Origin of the sequence: Nocardia sp. NPDC004068 (assembly GCF_042874315.1) — a bacterium.
GTDB lineage: Bacteria > Actinomycetota > Actinomycetes > Mycobacteriales > Mycobacteriaceae > Nocardia.
Map to the genome: position 1 here is coordinate 164737 of NZ_JBIAMW010000014.1, position 15229 is coordinate 179965.

General features: G+C 65.7%; 14 protein-coding genes and 1 tRNA gene. 11 read left to right on the top strand and 4 right to left on the bottom strand.

Annotated elements, in window-relative coordinates; translation table 11 throughout:
• Nucleotides 1-5 precede the first annotated feature (5 nt).
• From ACFYTQ_RS30160 to ACFYTQ_RS30195, 8 genes are read left to right on the top strand one after another with little or no spacing between them, the layout of a single operon-like run.
• Nucleotides 6-1223, top strand: coding sequence for an MCE family protein (locus ACFYTQ_RS30160; protein WP_387368414.1), 1218 nt, complete (start codon nucleotides 6-8; stop codon nucleotides 1221-1223).
• A complete protein-coding gene (locus ACFYTQ_RS30165) occupies nucleotides 1220-2248 on the top strand; it encodes an MCE family protein (RefSeq protein WP_387368416.1) in 1029 nt (342 codons plus the stop codon). The genes ACFYTQ_RS30160 and ACFYTQ_RS30165 overlap by 4 nt, the downstream gene beginning before the upstream one ends.
• The gene (locus ACFYTQ_RS30170) at nucleotides 2248-3306 is read left to right on the top strand and encodes an MCE family protein (RefSeq protein ID WP_387368418.1); all 1059 of its coding nucleotides are present in this window, start codon (nucleotides 2248-2250) and stop codon (nucleotides 3304-3306) included. The genes ACFYTQ_RS30165 and ACFYTQ_RS30170 overlap by 1 nt, the downstream gene beginning before the upstream one ends.
• Nucleotides 3303-4559: an MCE family protein gene (locus ACFYTQ_RS30175; protein ID WP_387368420.1), complete on the top strand. Its 1257-nt coding sequence runs from the start codon at nucleotides 3303-3305 to the stop codon at nucleotides 4557-4559. The genes ACFYTQ_RS30170 and ACFYTQ_RS30175 overlap by 4 nt, the downstream gene beginning before the upstream one ends.
• Nucleotides 4556-5797: an MCE family protein gene (locus tag ACFYTQ_RS30180; RefSeq protein ID WP_387368422.1), complete on the top strand. Its 1242-nt coding sequence runs from the start codon at nucleotides 4556-4558 to the stop codon at nucleotides 5795-5797. The genes ACFYTQ_RS30175 and ACFYTQ_RS30180 overlap by 4 nt, the downstream gene beginning before the upstream one ends.
• A complete protein-coding gene (locus ACFYTQ_RS30185; protein WP_387368424.1) occupies nucleotides 5794-7206 on the top strand; it encodes an MCE family protein in 1413 nt (470 codons plus the stop codon). The genes ACFYTQ_RS30180 and ACFYTQ_RS30185 overlap by 4 nt, the downstream gene beginning before the upstream one ends.
• Nucleotides 7203-7970 (top strand): hypothetical protein, encoded by a 768-nt coding sequence (locus ACFYTQ_RS30190; protein ID WP_387368426.1) that lies wholly within the window; start codon nucleotides 7203-7205, stop codon nucleotides 7968-7970. The genes ACFYTQ_RS30185 and ACFYTQ_RS30190 overlap by 4 nt, the downstream gene beginning before the upstream one ends.
• Nucleotides 7967-8455, top strand: coding sequence for a h domain protein (locus tag ACFYTQ_RS30195; protein WP_387368428.1), 489 nt, complete (start codon nucleotides 7967-7969; stop codon nucleotides 8453-8455). Before ACFYTQ_RS30190 ends, ACFYTQ_RS30195 begins: the two co-directional genes overlap by 4 nt.
• Nucleotides 8456-8632: 177 nt before the next feature.
• Here ACFYTQ_RS30195 and ACFYTQ_RS30200 read toward each other — a convergent pair whose 3' ends face one another.
• Together ACFYTQ_RS30200 and ACFYTQ_RS30205 are read right to left on the bottom strand one after the other, a co-directional pair.
• Entirely contained in the window at nucleotides 8633-10246 is a 1614-nt protein-coding gene (locus ACFYTQ_RS30200; protein WP_387368430.1) for a trehalose-6-phosphate synthase, read from the bottom strand.
• Nucleotides 10192-10359, bottom strand: a complete 168-nt coding sequence (locus ACFYTQ_RS30205; protein ID WP_387368432.1) for a hypothetical protein — start codon at nucleotides 10357-10359, stop codon at nucleotides 10192-10194. The genes ACFYTQ_RS30200 and ACFYTQ_RS30205 overlap by 55 nt, the downstream gene beginning before the upstream one ends.
• 196 nt (nucleotides 10360-10555) lie before the next feature.
• Between ACFYTQ_RS30205 and ACFYTQ_RS30210 the strand changes: the two genes are divergently transcribed.
• From ACFYTQ_RS30210 to ACFYTQ_RS30220, 3 genes are all read left to right on the top strand, one after another.
• Entirely contained in the window at nucleotides 10556-11395 is an 840-nt protein-coding gene (locus ACFYTQ_RS30210) for an alpha/beta fold hydrolase (RefSeq protein ID WP_387368434.1), read from the top strand.
• Nucleotides 11396-11516: 121 nt separating this feature from the next.
• Complete coding sequence (locus ACFYTQ_RS30215; RefSeq protein ID WP_019931522.1) at nucleotides 11517-11759, top strand: MbtH family protein; 243 nt, start codon at nucleotides 11517-11519, stop codon at nucleotides 11757-11759.
• Between the two features lie 98 nt (nucleotides 11760-11857).
• A tRNA-Thr gene (locus ACFYTQ_RS30220) sits at nucleotides 11858-11929 on the top strand.
• 16 nt (nucleotides 11930-11945) lie between these two features.
• Here ACFYTQ_RS30220 and ACFYTQ_RS30225 read toward each other — a convergent pair.
• A complete protein-coding gene (locus ACFYTQ_RS30225) occupies nucleotides 11946-12548 on the bottom strand; it encodes a tyrosine-type recombinase/integrase (protein WP_387368436.1) in 603 nt (200 codons plus the stop codon).
• Nucleotides 12549-13599: 1051 nt separating this feature from the next.
• Nucleotides 13600-14556: a DNA-processing protein DprA gene (locus tag ACFYTQ_RS30230; protein WP_387368438.1), complete on the bottom strand. Its 957-nt coding sequence runs from the start codon at nucleotides 14554-14556 to the stop codon at nucleotides 13600-13602.
• Nucleotides 14557-15229: the final 673 nt, after the last annotated feature.

Here is a 15229-nt window from a genome sequence, read left to right on the forward strand (position 1 = left end):
GCGGTATGGCGGCAAACAAACTCGTCGAAAAAGACGGCGCCGGAAGGATTTTCGGCGCGGGCTGGGGTGTGAAACTGGCCGGGCTCGCCATGGTGCTGACGCTGGTGGCCGTGGTGGCCGTCGCGCTGACCCTGTTCGCGGGCGGATTCACCAGCACCGAAACGGTGTACGTGGACGCGCAGCGCGCGGGCCTCGTGCTCGACCCCGACGCGAAGGTGAAGGTGCGCGGCGTGGAAATCGGCCGCGTTTCCGACATTTCGTACACCGGGAACAATGCGCGCCTGCGCCTGGCCATCGATCCCGACGAGCTGAAACTGCTCCCCGCGAATGTCGGCGTCGATATTCGCTCCACCACGGTATTCGGCGCGAAATACGTGAATTTCATTCTGCCGCAGCATCCCTCGGCCAAACATCTGAGCCCGGGGGTGACCGTCAACGCGCAGTCGGTGACCGTGGAATTCAACACGCTGTTCCAGCATCTGACCGATGTGCTGGCCAAGATCGCGCCGGAGAAACTGAACGCCACCCTGACCGCACTCGGCACCGCGTTGCAGGGCCGCGGCGACAAGTTCGGCCAACTGCTCGCCGACTCGGATCAGTATCTGCGCGGTATCAATCCGAGCCTGCCGGATCTGCAACGGGATCTCCAGACCTCGGTCGGGGTGACCAACCTCTACGCCGACACCGTGCCGAATCTGTTGCGCACCACCGACAACGCGGAGGTCACCGCGAACACGATCGTCGCCGAACAGCACAACTTCGACGCCATGCTGGTCAATCTGATCGGCCTCGCCGACACCACCCGTCCGATCCTGACCGAGAACGAGCAGCCGCTGGTGACCGCGCTGAACCTGTTGCGCCCCACCACCGCCCTGCTCGACGAATACCGCTCCGCGCTGAACTGCGTGATCGAGGGCGTCGGCAGTCAGGTGGACGTGATGAACGAGATCTTCGGCGGCACCGGCGCGGGCGTACTGCTCAACGCGGGCTTCATGCCCGGCGGCGAGCCCTACCACTATCCGCAGGATCTGCCCAAGGTCAACGCGACCGGCGGCCCGCACTGCGCGGGGACCACCGACCGGGTGCCGGGCAGCCACGCGAACTACGTGGTGACCGACACCTCCGAGGGCGAGGTGTGGACGCCGGAGCTGCACACCCATCTCAACGGCCCGCGGGTGTTCGAGCTCATGTTCGCCGGACTGCCGGGGGTGCCCAACCCATGAGGTTCAAACCGCACGCCGCGACCGTGAAGCTGTCGATCTTCACCCTGGTGATGGTGCTCGTCCTCGCCATGCTGGGGATCATCTTCAGCCAGATGCGGTTCTCCCGCGAGACCGGGTACCACGCGATCTTCACCAGTTCCTCGGGCATCCTGCCCGGGGCGAAGGTGCGCATCGCCGGGGTGCCGGTCGGGTCGGTGGGCCGGGTGTACGTCGGCAAGGACCACCTCGCGCACGTGGACTTCGACGTCGACTCCAAGTACCGGGTGCTGCGCAGCACGCAGGCCGCCATCCGCTACGAGAACCTCGTCGGCGACCGGTATCTGGAACTGCTCGACGGCCCCGGCACCGCGCAGGCGCTGGCCAAGGGCGGCACGATCGGCGCCGACAAGACCAAACCCGCGCTGGATCTGGATCTGCTGCTGGGCGGGTTCAAACCGCTGCTGCGCGGGCTGGATCCGAATCAGGTCAACGATCTGACCAGCGCGCTGCTCCAGGTGTTCCAGGGGCAGGGCGGGGCGCTGGTGGCGCTGTTGAACAGCTCGGGTTCGTTCGCCAAGACCCTCGCCGATCGGGACGCGTTGATCGGCAGCGTGATCGAGAACCTGAAGACCGTGCTGGCGACGATCGACGACCACGGCAAGGAATTCGACACCACCCTCACCGAATTGCAAAGGCTGGTCAGCGGTTTGGCCGCGGACAAGGATCCGATCGGCGCGGCGCTGCCGCGGCTGGCGGGCGCTACCGGGGATCTGACCGATCTGCTGCGGCAGGCGCGGCCGGATCTGAAGGAGACCTTCGGCCAGCTCGGGCAGTTGTCGCAGAACATCGATGACCACTCCGAGGACATCGAGTGGATCCTGCAACAGCTGCCGGAGACCTACCGCAAGCTGGTTCGCGTCGGCTCCTACGGCTCGTTCCTGAACATGTACGTCTGCGGCGTGACGATGCTCGCCGACGGTCCGGACGGTAAGCCCATGGAGGTCCACCTGAAGGGGAACCAGACGACCGGAAGGTGTGCGGGCTAGTGAACGGTGAACGCTCCCCACTCGTTTCGATCGGTGTCGTCGGCATCGTCATGGCGATCGCGATCTCGTTGTCGGCGTTGCAGTTCGACCAGCTCCCGTTCATCAAGGGCGGCGCGGGCTACACGGCCGTGTTCGCCGACGCGGGCGGCCTCGTCGTCGGAGATCCGGTGCAGGTCGCGGGCGTGCGCTCGGGCCGGGTCGAGGAGGTCCGCCTGGCGGGGGCGACGGTGGACGTCCGGTTCACCCTGGACGAGTCGATCGTGCTCGGCCGCCGAACGACCGCCGCCATCAAGACCAACACCATCCTGGGTCGCAAGAGCCTCGAGGTGGTGCCGCAGGGCGACGGCGCGATCCGCGGCGACACGCCGATTCCGTTGGAGCGCACCACGTCTCCGTATTCGCTCAACGACGCCCTCGGCGATCTGACCAAGACCGTACAGGGTCTGGATCTGGATCGGGTCAACACCACCCTGGACACGCTGTCGCAGACCTTCGCCGACACCCCGGCCCCGCTGCGCTCGGCCCTGGACGGGGTCACCGCCCTGTCGCGCAGCCTCAACGCCCGCGATCAGGCGCTCACCGATCTGCTCGCGCACGCCCAGAACGTCACGAAGGTGTTGTCGGACCGCGCGAATCAGATCAACGCCCTGCTCGTGGACGGCAACGACCTGCTCGGCGAGCTGGACGCGCGCCGCTCGGCGCTGAGCCAGCTGATCGTCTACGTCAACCAATTGGCCCAGCAGCTCACGGGTTTCGTCAACGACAACGAGGCGCAGCTCAAACCCGCGCTGGACAAACTGAATTCGGTGCTGGCGCTGCTGCAACGCAACAAGGACAACCTCGGCAAGGCGCTCGAGGCGCTGGGCCCCTACGCCGCCGCGCTCGGTGAGCAGGTCGGCAGCGGCCCGTACTTCCAGTCCTATCTGTCGAACGTGGAGAGCATCCCGCTGCGGGCCCTGGTCGACGCCATGGTCTGGCCGGATCGCCTGCCGCAGTCGCTGTCCGACGCGTTCGGCCTGCCGACCACCAACCCCGCCGTCACGGAGCCGCCGCGATGAACGCCGTCCGCAAGCTGTCCGCCGTGCCGCGCTGGGCCCGGGTGATCGCCGCCGCCTTGGTGGTGGCGCTCGTGGGCTGGGTCGTCTACAGCGCGGTCGCCAATATCGGCAAGACGCACATCACCGCCTACTTCCCCTCGACCACCGGCCTGTACGCCGGGGACGACGTGCGGATCCTCGGGGTGAAGGTGGGCCGGATCGACTCCATCGAACCGGGCAAGGACCGGGTGACGGTCACCATGACCGTCGACCGCGGCATCGACATCCCCGCCGACGCCCGCGCGGTGACCATCTCGCCGTCGCTGGTGTCGGCGCGGTTCGTCCAGCTCGCCCCCGCTTACACCGGCGGGCCGAAGATGCACGACAACGGCCGGATTCCCGTCGAGCGCACCGCGGTGCCGGTCGAATGGGACGACATCAAGGCCGAGCTGACCAAGCTGTCGCAGGCGCTGGGCCCGGTCGGCAGCGACGAGAAGGGCTCCTTCGGCCGGTTCGTCGACACCGCGGCCGCCAACCTCGGCAACGGCAACGCGCAGGCGTTCCGCGACACGTTGAAGGAGTTGTCGAGCACGCTGGACACGCTCTCCGACGGGCGCACCGACCTGTTCGGCACGATCCGCAACCTCCAGCAGTTCGTGGACGTGCTGTCCAAGAGCAACGAACAGATCGTGCAGTTCGGCGGGCGGCTGTCGTCGGTGTCGTCGGTGCTGGCCGGGGTGTCCGCGGATCTCGGTGCGGGACTGGACAATCTGGATTCGGCCATCGCCGACGTGAAGCGGTTCCTCGACGAGCGCGGCGGCGCGCTGACCGAGAGTCTGCAACGGCTCACCGATGTGACCCAGCTGCTGGCCGACAAGCGGCCCGAGATCGAACGGGTGCTGCACGCCGGACCGAACGGGCTGGTGAACTTCTATCAGATCTACAAGCCCGCGCAGGGTTCGCTCGCGGGCACGGTCGTGGGCACCAACTTCGCCAATCCCGTGCAGTTCCTGTGCGGCGCGGTGGAGGGCATCCAGGCCGACGACTCCGACAAGTCCGCGGCGCTGTGCCGCCAGTATCTGGGCCCGGTGCTGAACACGCTGATGACGAATTATCCACCGCTGCTGGTGAATCCGGCGTCCACGCAGTCGGCGTTCCCGAGTCAGCTGGTGTACAGCCCGCAGGAACTCGCCGGACAGGTCGACGCGCAGCAGGCCCCGGTCTCGGTGCCCGCGGGCATCGCCGGACTCGCGCTTCCGGGAGGCGGGCGATGACCGGACGACGACGAATGCGGTTGGCGGGGGCGGCGATCGGGCTGGCCGTGCTGCTCGGCGCCACCGGCTGTCAATGGGACGGCCTGAACTCGCTGCCGATGCCCGGCGCCGCCGGAACGGGCGAGGGTTCCTGGCGGGTGCGCATCCAGATGCCGAATGTCACCACGCTGACCCGCAATTCGCCGGTCAAGGTGGACGACGTGACCGTCGGCACCGTGACCGATATCGAGGTGGAGGACTGGCACGCGCTGGTCACCGTGAGCCTGGACAAGGATGTGACGTTGCCCGCCAACGCGATCGCGCGGATCGGGCAGACCAGCCTGCTGGGCAGCAATCACGTCGAACTGGCCGCGCCCGAGGGCGTCGAGCCGGAGGGCCGGTTGCACGACGGGGACCTCATCCCGCTCGCCCGCGCCGGGACGTATCCGACCACCGAGCAGACGTTGTCGTCGCTGTCGGTGGTGCTCAACGGCGGCGGGATCTCCCAGCTGGAGACCATCACCCACGAGCTGAACGCCACCTTCACCGGCCGCCAGGACGCGATCCGCGACCTGCTGCCCCAATTGGCCCAGCTGACAGCGACCTTGGATCAGCAGACCGGCGACATCGTGGCCGCCATGAACGGATTGGACCGGTTCTCCGGGCAGCTCGCCCAGCAGAAGGATCAGGTCACCGCCGCCATCCAGCAGATCCATCCGGCGCTGACCGTGCTCGCCGATCGGCGCGAGAACATCACGAAAACCATTACGGCGCTGGGTGATCTGAGCGATGTGGTGCAGCGGGTGATCGCGCAGGGGGGCGACGATCTGAAGGCGAATCTGGCCAACCTCGCGCCGACGTTGCAGTCGCTGGCGAGCACCGGCGACCGCCTGGCCGCCTCGCTGCAACTGCTGCTGACCTTCCCCTTCCCGATCAAGGGCATCAACAAGGCGGTCAAGGGCGACTACATGAACCTGTTCGTCACCTACGACCTGACCAGTTCCCGGCTGGACTCCAACTTCCTGACCGGCACCCCGCTCGGCGGGCGGTTCGGCGGCGTGCAGGCCATGTACGGGGTCGAGGCGGCGCTGGGCACCATCGCCGGAACCGCCGGGGAGAAGGGCGATCCCGTGCAGGGTCCGCTGCAACCCGCGCCGCCGCCCGCGCCGGCGATTCCCGGGCTGCCGCAGATCCCGGGCCTGCCCGCCATCCCCGGGCTCACGACTCCCGGTGCGCCGCAAGGAGGTCCGGGGCAGTGAAGCTCACCCGATTCGTGCGGTCCCAGCTGATCATCTTCGCGGTGCTCACGCTGGTCGGCCTGCTGGTGATGTCCGCGAGTTACATCCACCTGCCCGCCATGTTCGGCATCGGCCGCTACCAGGTGACGGTGAAGTTGGAGGCGACCGGCGGGCTGTACCCGACCGCGAACGTCGCCTACCGCGGCACCAATATCGGCAAGGTCGACGACGTGCGGCTCACCCCCGAGGGCGTGGACGCGAAGCTGTCGATCGACAGCAAGTACAAGGTGCCCGCCGATGTGGAGGCCTACGTCAAGAGCGTGTCGGCGATCGGCGAGCAGTACGTCGATCTCGTTCCCGCCCAGTCCCCGCACGGCGGCAACCTCGCCGACGGGGCGGTCATCCCGGTCGAGCGGACCAAGCTGCCGCAGGACGTCGGGGCGATGCTCGATCAGGCCGACCGGCTGCTGTCCACGGTGGCCGACACCCAGCTGCGGCAGGTCATCGACGACGCGTTCATCGCGTTCAACGGGGCCGGGCCGGATCTACAGAAGTTCATCGACTCGGCGTCGCTGCTGATCCAGGAGGCCAAGGCCAACACCGAGCCGACGAAGGATCTGCTGGCGAAGCTCGGTCCGCTGCTGGACACCCAGAACCGGTCCGACGCCGCCATCCGGTCCTGGACCCAGGACCTGGCGACGCTGACCGACCAACTGCGCCAACACGATCCGTCGCTGCGGGAGCTGATCGAGCGCACGCCGTCGGCGGCGCAGAAGGTGACCTCGACCTTCCAGGATCTGCGGCCGACGCTGCCGCTGCTGCTGTCGAATCTGGTCAGCGTGGGGCAGGTGGGCGTCACCTATCACGCGGCGCTCGAGCAGATCCTGGTGGTGTTCCCGCCGTTGATCGCGGCGCTGCTCACCTCGGCGCGCGGGCCGATCAAATACGGCGCGGTCGTGGACTTCGCGCTGGGCCTCAACGATCCGCCCGGGTGCACGACCGGCTTCCTGGATCCGCAGGACCGTCGCTCGCCGACCGACTTCAGCACGCCCGACACCCCGGAGCTGTACTGCAAGATCCCGCAGGACTCCAGTACCGCGGTGCGCGGCATCCGGAACTTCCCCTGTCAGGAGGTGCCCGGCAAGCGCGCCCCGACGCCGGAGCTGTGCCGCGATCCGCGCGGCTACGTGCCCTCGGGGACGAACCCGCCGTTCGGGCCGCCCAATCCGCCCGCCGCCGGGGAGCACCCCGCGGCCGCGACCGAACCCGCGCGGATCCAGCCCGCCTCGGTGAACCGGCAGTACGATCCCGGCACGGGCACCTTCCTCGGTCCCGACGGTGTCACCTATCGGGAGGGGGATATCGGACCGGGCGGTTCGGGAACGGTACCGTCGAGCTGGCAGACGATGCTCGAGGAGCAGCAACGATGAACGAGAGCAGCACCGAGAAGCGCGGCCGACGGCGAGCGATGCGGTCGGCGGGTCCGCCGGTGGACGGGGCCTCGGAGACGACGCGGATCGTCGAGGAAGTCCCCCTGAAGTTCGACGCCAAGGCGGCCCCGCCCGCCGCCGAGGCGACCGAGAAGATCGACGCGCCGCCCACGGTGAAAATGGACGCGGAACCCGTTGCGCCGGAACCGGTTTCGGACGCCGAACCGGTCGCGGACGAGCCGGAAGGCCCTGGCGCGGAACGGGATTCGCGCGGGTTGGGCTGGCTCGGCTGGGCGGCCGCCGCGATCGCCGTGCTGTCGGCGCTGGTGCTCATCGGATCCGGCGGCTTGTTCTTCTACCACCAGCGGCACCAGGACGCACTCGACCAGCGGCGCGCGGACTACACCCAGACCGCCAAGCAGACCGTCCTCAACCTGACCAACATCAAGGACGACACCGCGCAGGCCGATATCGACCGCGTACTCGCCGTCGCCTCCGGTCAGCTCAAGGAGGAGTACTCCTCCCGCAAGGACGCCTACGCCCAGGTCGTGCAGCAGGCCAAGGTCAAGGCCAGCGGCGAGATCATCGAGACGGCGATCGAGAGCGAGGACGACAACTCCGCCCGCGTCCTCGTCGCCGCCAAGCAGACGCTGACCAACGCCGCCTCGGCCGATCCGCAGCAGCGGTACTACCGCTTCCGGATCACCGTCACCCACGGCGACGACGGCCGCCTGACCGCCTCACAAGTGGAGTTCGTGCCATGAGAGCCAGTTCGCGCACCATCCTGATCGCCTGTGCCGCAATCCTTTTCGTGGCCGCGGCGGCGGTGGGCGGGGTCACCGGCTACCGGTTCTGGTCCGATCGGCAGACCGAACAGGCCCGTACCGATTCCGTATCGGCCGCCCGCCGCACGGTGCAGGCCATGTTCAGCTACGACTTCCACACCGTCGACACCGAACTGCCGAAGGTGGGCGACAGCCTCACCCCCGACTTCCGCAAGGACTACCTCAAACTGGTCGACGAGGTGATCGCCAAGGGCGCCAAGGAGAAGGAGCTCACCGTCAAGGCCAACACCACGGCCGACGGCGTGGTCTCCGCCGACCGCTCGCACGCGGTCGTGCTGATCTACCTCAACCAGATCACCACGGGCAAGGACTCCCCGCAGGGCACCGTCACCCCCAGCCGCGTGCGCGTCACGCTGGACAAGGACGACGGGCACTGGCTGGTCTCCCAGGTCACGCCCATCTGACCCGTTAAGCGCGGCACCCGGTTCTCGTTAAGCCCGCACCCATAGCGTCGGACGCACAGTGTTCCCGACGCCGAACGCGGTGCGGCCGAATCCCGGCCGGTGCCATGCGAGGGGGTGGCACCGGCCGAGCGGAAGCCAGGACCGCGATGGAGGGGAGCGTCGGGAACACTGGGGGCCCTACGGGGCCCCGGGATCCACATCGTCGTCGGTGAGCAGCGCGCTGCCCGCCACCTGATCCTGAGCCAGGGCCTCGAGGAACGCGCGGGCCCAGCGGTCCACATCGTGGGTGAGCACCTGGCGGCGCAGGGCGCGCATGCGGCGGCGCCGGGTGTCGGGGTCGTCGGTGAGCGCCTGCACGACGGCGTCCTTGACGCTGTCGAGATCGTGCGGGTTGCACAGGTACGCCTGCCGCAATTCGGCGGCGGCGCCGGTGAATTCGCTCAGCACGAGCGCGCCGTTGAGGCCGCTGTGGCAGGCCACGTACTCCTTGGCCACCAGGTTCATGCCGTCGCGCAGCGGGGTGACCAGCATGGCGTCCGCGGCCACGAAGAAGGCCACCAGCTCGTCGCGGGGGATCGGGCGGTGCAGGTAGTGCACGACCGGGAAGCCGACCCGGGAGAATTCGCCGTTGATGCGGCCGACCTGACGTTCGATGTCGCCGCGCATCTGGATGTAGCTCTCCACCCGTTCCCGGCTAGGGGTTGCCAGCTGCACCATCACCGTCTCCGACGGATCGATGCGCTCCTCCTGCAACAACTCCTCGAGGGCGGCCAGGCGGATGTCGATGCCCTTGGTGTAGTCGAGGCGGTCGACGCCGAGCAGGATGTTCTTGGGATTGCCCAGCTCCGAACGGATCTGGGCCGCGCGCTCGCGCACCGAACGACGGCGCGAGAGCTCGTCGAGTTCGGCCGAGGCGATCGAGATGGGGAACGCGCCGACCCGCACCGTGCGGAAACCGACCTGCACCACACCGAGTTTCGAGCGCACGCCGACATTGCCGCGCGAAGTGGGTTGTCCGGCAAGCCTTCTCGCGAGGTAGAGGAAGTTCTGCGCGCCGCCGGGGAGATGGAAGCCGATCAGGTCCGCGCCCAGCAGACCCTCCACGATCTCGGTCCGCCACGGGAGCTGCATGAACAGCTCGACCGGCGGGAAGGGGATGTGCAGGAAGAAGCCGATGGTCAGATCGGGGCGCAGCATGCGCAGCATCTTCGGCACGAGCTGGAGCTGATAGTCCTGCACCCAGACCGTCGCGCCCTCGGCGGCGACCTTGGCGGTGTGCTCGGCGAAACGGCGGTTGACATTGACGTAGGCGGCCCACCACTCGCGATGGTATTCGGGCCGGACGATCACGTCGTGATACAGCGGCCACAGCGTGCCGTTGGAGAAGCCCTCGTAGTAGTCGGCGACCTCCTGGGCCGCCAGCGGCACCGGATGCAGCTCCAGGCCGTCCTCGGTGATCGGATCGAGGTCGACGTCGGGCACGCCCGCCCAGCCGACCCACGCGCCGTTGTTGTTGCGCAGCACCGACTCCAGCGCGGTCACCAGCCCGCCGGGGCTGCGTTTCCAGCGTCTGGAGCCGTCGGGTAGTCGCTCCAGATCGACCGGTAATCGGTTGGCGACCACGACGAATCCGGAACCGGCGCCGCCGCCCTGATAGCCCTTCGGTTCGGATTGGGTTTCACTCACTGGATCCTCCGGTGCTCGGGCCCGCTGCGGATGTGGGACGGCCGGTCCGGTCAGTCGCTCCGCGTGTTGGGACCGATGCCGAGCATCGACAGGAGCATCCGGCATTCGTCGGCGTCCGCGGCGTAGGCGGCCACGACGCGCTGGGCCTGCCGGGCGGTCTCGTCGGCGAGCGGTTCCAGGTCGTCGTCCGCGATGTCGTTGGCGCCCTTCGCGGCCATCATCGTGTCCTCTCGGCTCGGGTGTTTTGTCTCGGTTACGAGAAGCCCATGGTATCGGGCGCGCGTACCGATGCCGTCGCCTCGGTACCGATCGTGCCCCGAAACGAGATACCCCTTCGACACCGGCGAAACGTCCCCGCCCGGCAAAGCTATACCGTGGGAGGCAGTCTAATATCGCGGGAAGGGGATCAGCATCATGCCGTTGGCCACGGTGAACGGAATCACGCTGAACTATCAGGTGAAGGGTGACAAGGCCGCGGGCACCGACACCAAGGGCGCGGCGCCGCTGGTCGTGCTGATCATGGGGACCGGCAGCCCCGGGCGGGTGTGGGAGCTGCACCAGGTGCCCGCGCTGCTGGCGGCCGGGTATCGGGTCTGCACCTTCGACAATCGGGGTATCGCACCGTCTTTCGAGTCGCCCGCCGGAATCCACATCGACGATCTGACGCGCGACACCGCGGCGCTGATCGAGTTCCTCGACGAGGGTCCGGTGCTGGTGGCCGGGACGTCGATGGGCGCGCGGGTCGCCCAGGAACTCGCCCTGGCCCGGCCCGATCTCGTGCGCAAGGCCGTGTTCATGGCCGGGCACGGACGGCTCGACCAGTTCCAGAAGACGCTCTCGCAGGGCGAACACGATCTCGACGCGAGCGGGGTGAAGCTGCCGCCCAAGTACGAGTCCGCGATCAACGCGGTCATGAACCTGTCCCCGGCGACCATGGCCGACACCCACGCCGCGCGGGACTGGCTGGACCTGTTCGAATTCACCGGCGGCCCGGTCACCCCCGGCATCCGGGCGCAACGCCGGATGGACCACGACTTCGACCGCCTGCAGGCGTACCGGGGCATCAAGGTGCCGTGCCTGGCGGTCGGTTTCGCCGACGACCGGATGATTCCCCCCTACCTGGCCCGCGAGGTCGCCGAGGCCATCCCCGACGCCCGGTACCAGGAGATTCCCGACGCCGGGCACTACGGATACCTGGAACGGCCGGACGCTGTGAACAAGGTTCTGCTCGATTTCTTCGCGGGGTCCAGGTAATGCCAGGTAACGACCCTCGAGTAACGTCGACCTTGCTAGGGTCGACACAACGCTGCGGGGCCGGGCCTGTGCCTCACCCCAGCGTTTCCGTACACAGCGCCAGTATCCCCAGTGAGGTGAAATGAGCACCAACCCCTTCGACGACGAGGACGGCCGCTTCTTCGTCCTGGTCAACGACGAGGAGCAGCATTCCCTGTGGCCGGCCTTCGCCGAGGTCCCGGCCGGGTGGCGAGTGGTGTTCGGCGAGGACAGCCGCGCTGCCTGCGTCGAATACGTCGAGAAGAACTGGACCGACATGCGTCCCAAGTCCCTGCGTGACGCGATGGCCGCCGACGACGCGGCCCGCCAAGCCGCGCAGTCCTGACCCCCTCGATACTGCGCCAGCACGGGCCCCCAGGGCCGTGCGGCAAGCCCACGCTTCCCGCACGGCCCTGCCTCCTGGCTATGATGTCTGCGTTTTCCGCCTCCTTAGCTCAGTGGTAGAGCACTCGCCTTGTAAGCGAGCGGTCGTCAGTTCAATCCTGACAGGGGGCTCCCGCTGAAATGGCGGTCAACCTGCTGCGTTACGGGTCGGCCGCCGCTTCCCGCTCCGCCGCTTCCCGCCGCCGTTGTCACGGTTTGTCACAACCCCCTGCAACACCTGGGCAGCCTCCACCAGCGCATCATCCTGGGAATGCACGTAGGTCCGCATGGTGAACGCGCTGTCCGCGTGCCCAAGCCACGCCGCGATCACAGCCGTAGGCACCCCCTGAAGGTGCATCAGCGTGCCGCAGGTGTGCCGGGCGTCATGCAGGCGAATCCGGCGCACACCAGCCGACCGGCATATCCGCTCCCAGTAGTCCGTCAACGTGTCCGGGGGGTACGGATTCCCCGCCTCATCGCACACCACGTGCGTGCCAGGCCCGTACGCCTCACCGATCGCCAGCCGCTCCGCTGCCTGAATCCGGCGATCCCGCTCCAACGCCCTGCGGATCGCGTCCGTCAACGCAACGTTCGAGCCAACTGCGGATTTCGGGTCGCCCCCCACCAGGACACCGTTCGCACTCACCTGGTTGTTCTGCACCTGCAGGTACTGTTGCCGAAATCGGCATCCCTGACCGGGAAGCAGATCATAGACACGAAGGCCGTCAGAAGCATCCCCGCCGACTCTCATGGCGCAATTGTCTTGCTCCATCCGGCCATGTCAAGGGAAACCCCTTGATCCGATCGAGTTCCGCTGATGATGGCTAGTTATGAGGAGGACGGGGAAGTAGCGGCCAATGGAGTGGCTGGACTCCAATAGTTCGCTAGCCTGAGGGCAAGGGAAATCCGGTTGATTCTTCACAGAGGGTGCCGTCCACTGGGCAGCGCAACACGTCGTAGCTACTGTTGGCCAAGCTGTCGACCACTCTTTTGTGTTCGGGCCAGTCGCATCGGAGCCACCGGTCGACACACAGAATGGTAGCGGTAGCAGCACCGGCCGACTTGACAGCAATCGCTGCGCCTTGCGCACTTGAGCCTGTTGTCCATGTATCGTCCACGATTAATATATTTTTGTCCACTACCTCAGTCTGCCATCTATCGTCGACAATATAACGGTCAGCTGACATAGTATGTTTGGTGCTACTGCCCGGCCCCGGTGTCAGGAGGAAGGTGTCCATTTTCGATGCCGCTCTGAATTTCGGTTGCGCTGATCTAGCTAAGGCTACGACGGGATGATTGACGTCCGGTCTTTCGCGTGATGGCACAAAGGTCAATGAGTCCCAGCTCGCACCGATCCATCGCTCAAAACACGGCCTATGCAAGTCTACCGTTGCTTGAATCAGAAACTCTAAGTCATCGGAACACTCGGGAACGAGCGGCGTTCCTCTGTAGCCCTTGTATGCCGACATGTGATGCGCAGACTGATGAGTACCACCTGGCCATCGCGAAATTGCATAAGTGAGGAGGATGGTCCGGTCGGCAAGACGATCACCGAACATATTCCAATGAGTCCGACAAACATCACAGTAGGATGCCTCTGTCGCTGCTGGCCCCCGGCATACGGTGCAAATACCTGTGGTTCCGGGAGCGTGAGAATTACTGAAAAACCCACCCACCCGATCTCTGACAAGACCGCGGAACAGTAGTGAAATATCTGATGCGACAAGACCCTCAGCTACCGCTCTGGCGCGCTCTCGGGTGAGTACTTCACTCAAAACTATAGCCCACCCACCATGCAGAACTCATTGCAGTGCGTCCAACAATTGAGATATCACCGCAGTTGGCTGACCAATAATGGTAAGCGACTGGTCGACTGCTTCACTTGCTGAGTGTGCTATATACACACCGGGCTCGTCACGCATTGCTCGGCCCCAGCTGGTTGTTTCCATAACGATCTTATTCAATATTACAGGTCGGCCATGCGCTATGGCTTCTCGCGCTTGGATCCTTGTACCGCTCTTTTCGCTCGCTTCAACTATCACGGTAGCTGTGCCGTATGCGCTCATTGTGACGTTGCGTGCTGGAAAGGAATAGCGCTTTGGGCCATACTCTGGCAAGAAATGCGATAACAGCATTCCTCTGTCTGCAATTTCTGTCTGGAGGGCGCTGTTTTCGCGAGGGTAGACGTGATTGAAGCCATTTCCCAGGACTGCGACAGTACGTCCACCTGCGTCTAAGGCGGAGCGATGTGCGGCCGTATCAATTCCTTTTGCAAGGCCCGCAACCACCGTTATTTCTTTCTCTGCAAGACTCCTAGCGACCTCGCGTGCAAATTTAATGCCGATTTCCGAAGCCCCACGAGAGCCGACTACGCAGACCCCAGGGTCTCGTTGAACAAGTGAACCATAAGTGAAGACGACAGGAGGCACCTGACGTACCGAGCGCAGGCGCTCTGGGTAACTGTCATCCATAAACGTATGGAAGCTAAACGGCGCTCGTTTCCACGCCTGGACGTCTGCCTCGGACTGACGCAGGACTGCTGCGGCGTCGTCCTCGTCGTCGAACAGGGTGCGGGGATGCTCACTGTCCCACAGCGCACGAGCGCTGCCCATCTCAGTCACTCGGGTAGTCAGGTCCGACCACTCGGCCCTCGTAGCCGTCAGGCGCATCATCGCTACCAGCGCCGAACGGTCGTCGTCGTTCCAGGACGACATCGCGCTGGTGGGACGGTTCTTACCCTGACCATTGATAGCATCCATGCATGTTCACCTGCCCTCCTCAACTCTATCGAATAGAACGTATATTCGAACTATGGCAGTAAGCACTGACACATTCTTACATTGCAGAACAGTCCAGGTGCCTGAACGAAGCGGCGGTTGCGTCGCTAGCTCTACCTCGCTGACCTGCCCCAACTAGTACAAGCTAACTTGTCGGTTGAGGCGAACTAGCATGTCTAGCTGCTGCGACCGCAAAGTGTAAGACCACCTGCACTTACTCACCCCTAAGGATGTCACCCCAGCCAGTCACGGCAAACGGTGTAAGCGTAAAAACACCCAGCAACGATCGATGCGTGTCCGGCTCAAACCGGCATGTCTAGACCCCTCGATACGGCTTACCCAGGCAGGGCTCCTGAGACAACTGGGTGTGTCGAAGGCCTATGCGGACAGGTTGCTCAAGCCTTAGGCCAGTATCGAGCCTGGTAGGCGGGCTGTGGGGGTTGAGTGCTCGGTTTCTGGTCACGACATTGTCACAATCCATCCCCCTTCACTGACAGAGTCTCATGAACACGCGACCCACCTGGCTGGACCTCATCCCCACTTGCATCTGTCCCAATGTCCGGGGCTGCTGCACGGATAGGTGACAACCGAGTTGGCTTGCCGGGTGGCGAGCCTGAGAGGATGTCGCAGTGCCGAAGCCGTATCCGAAAGAGTT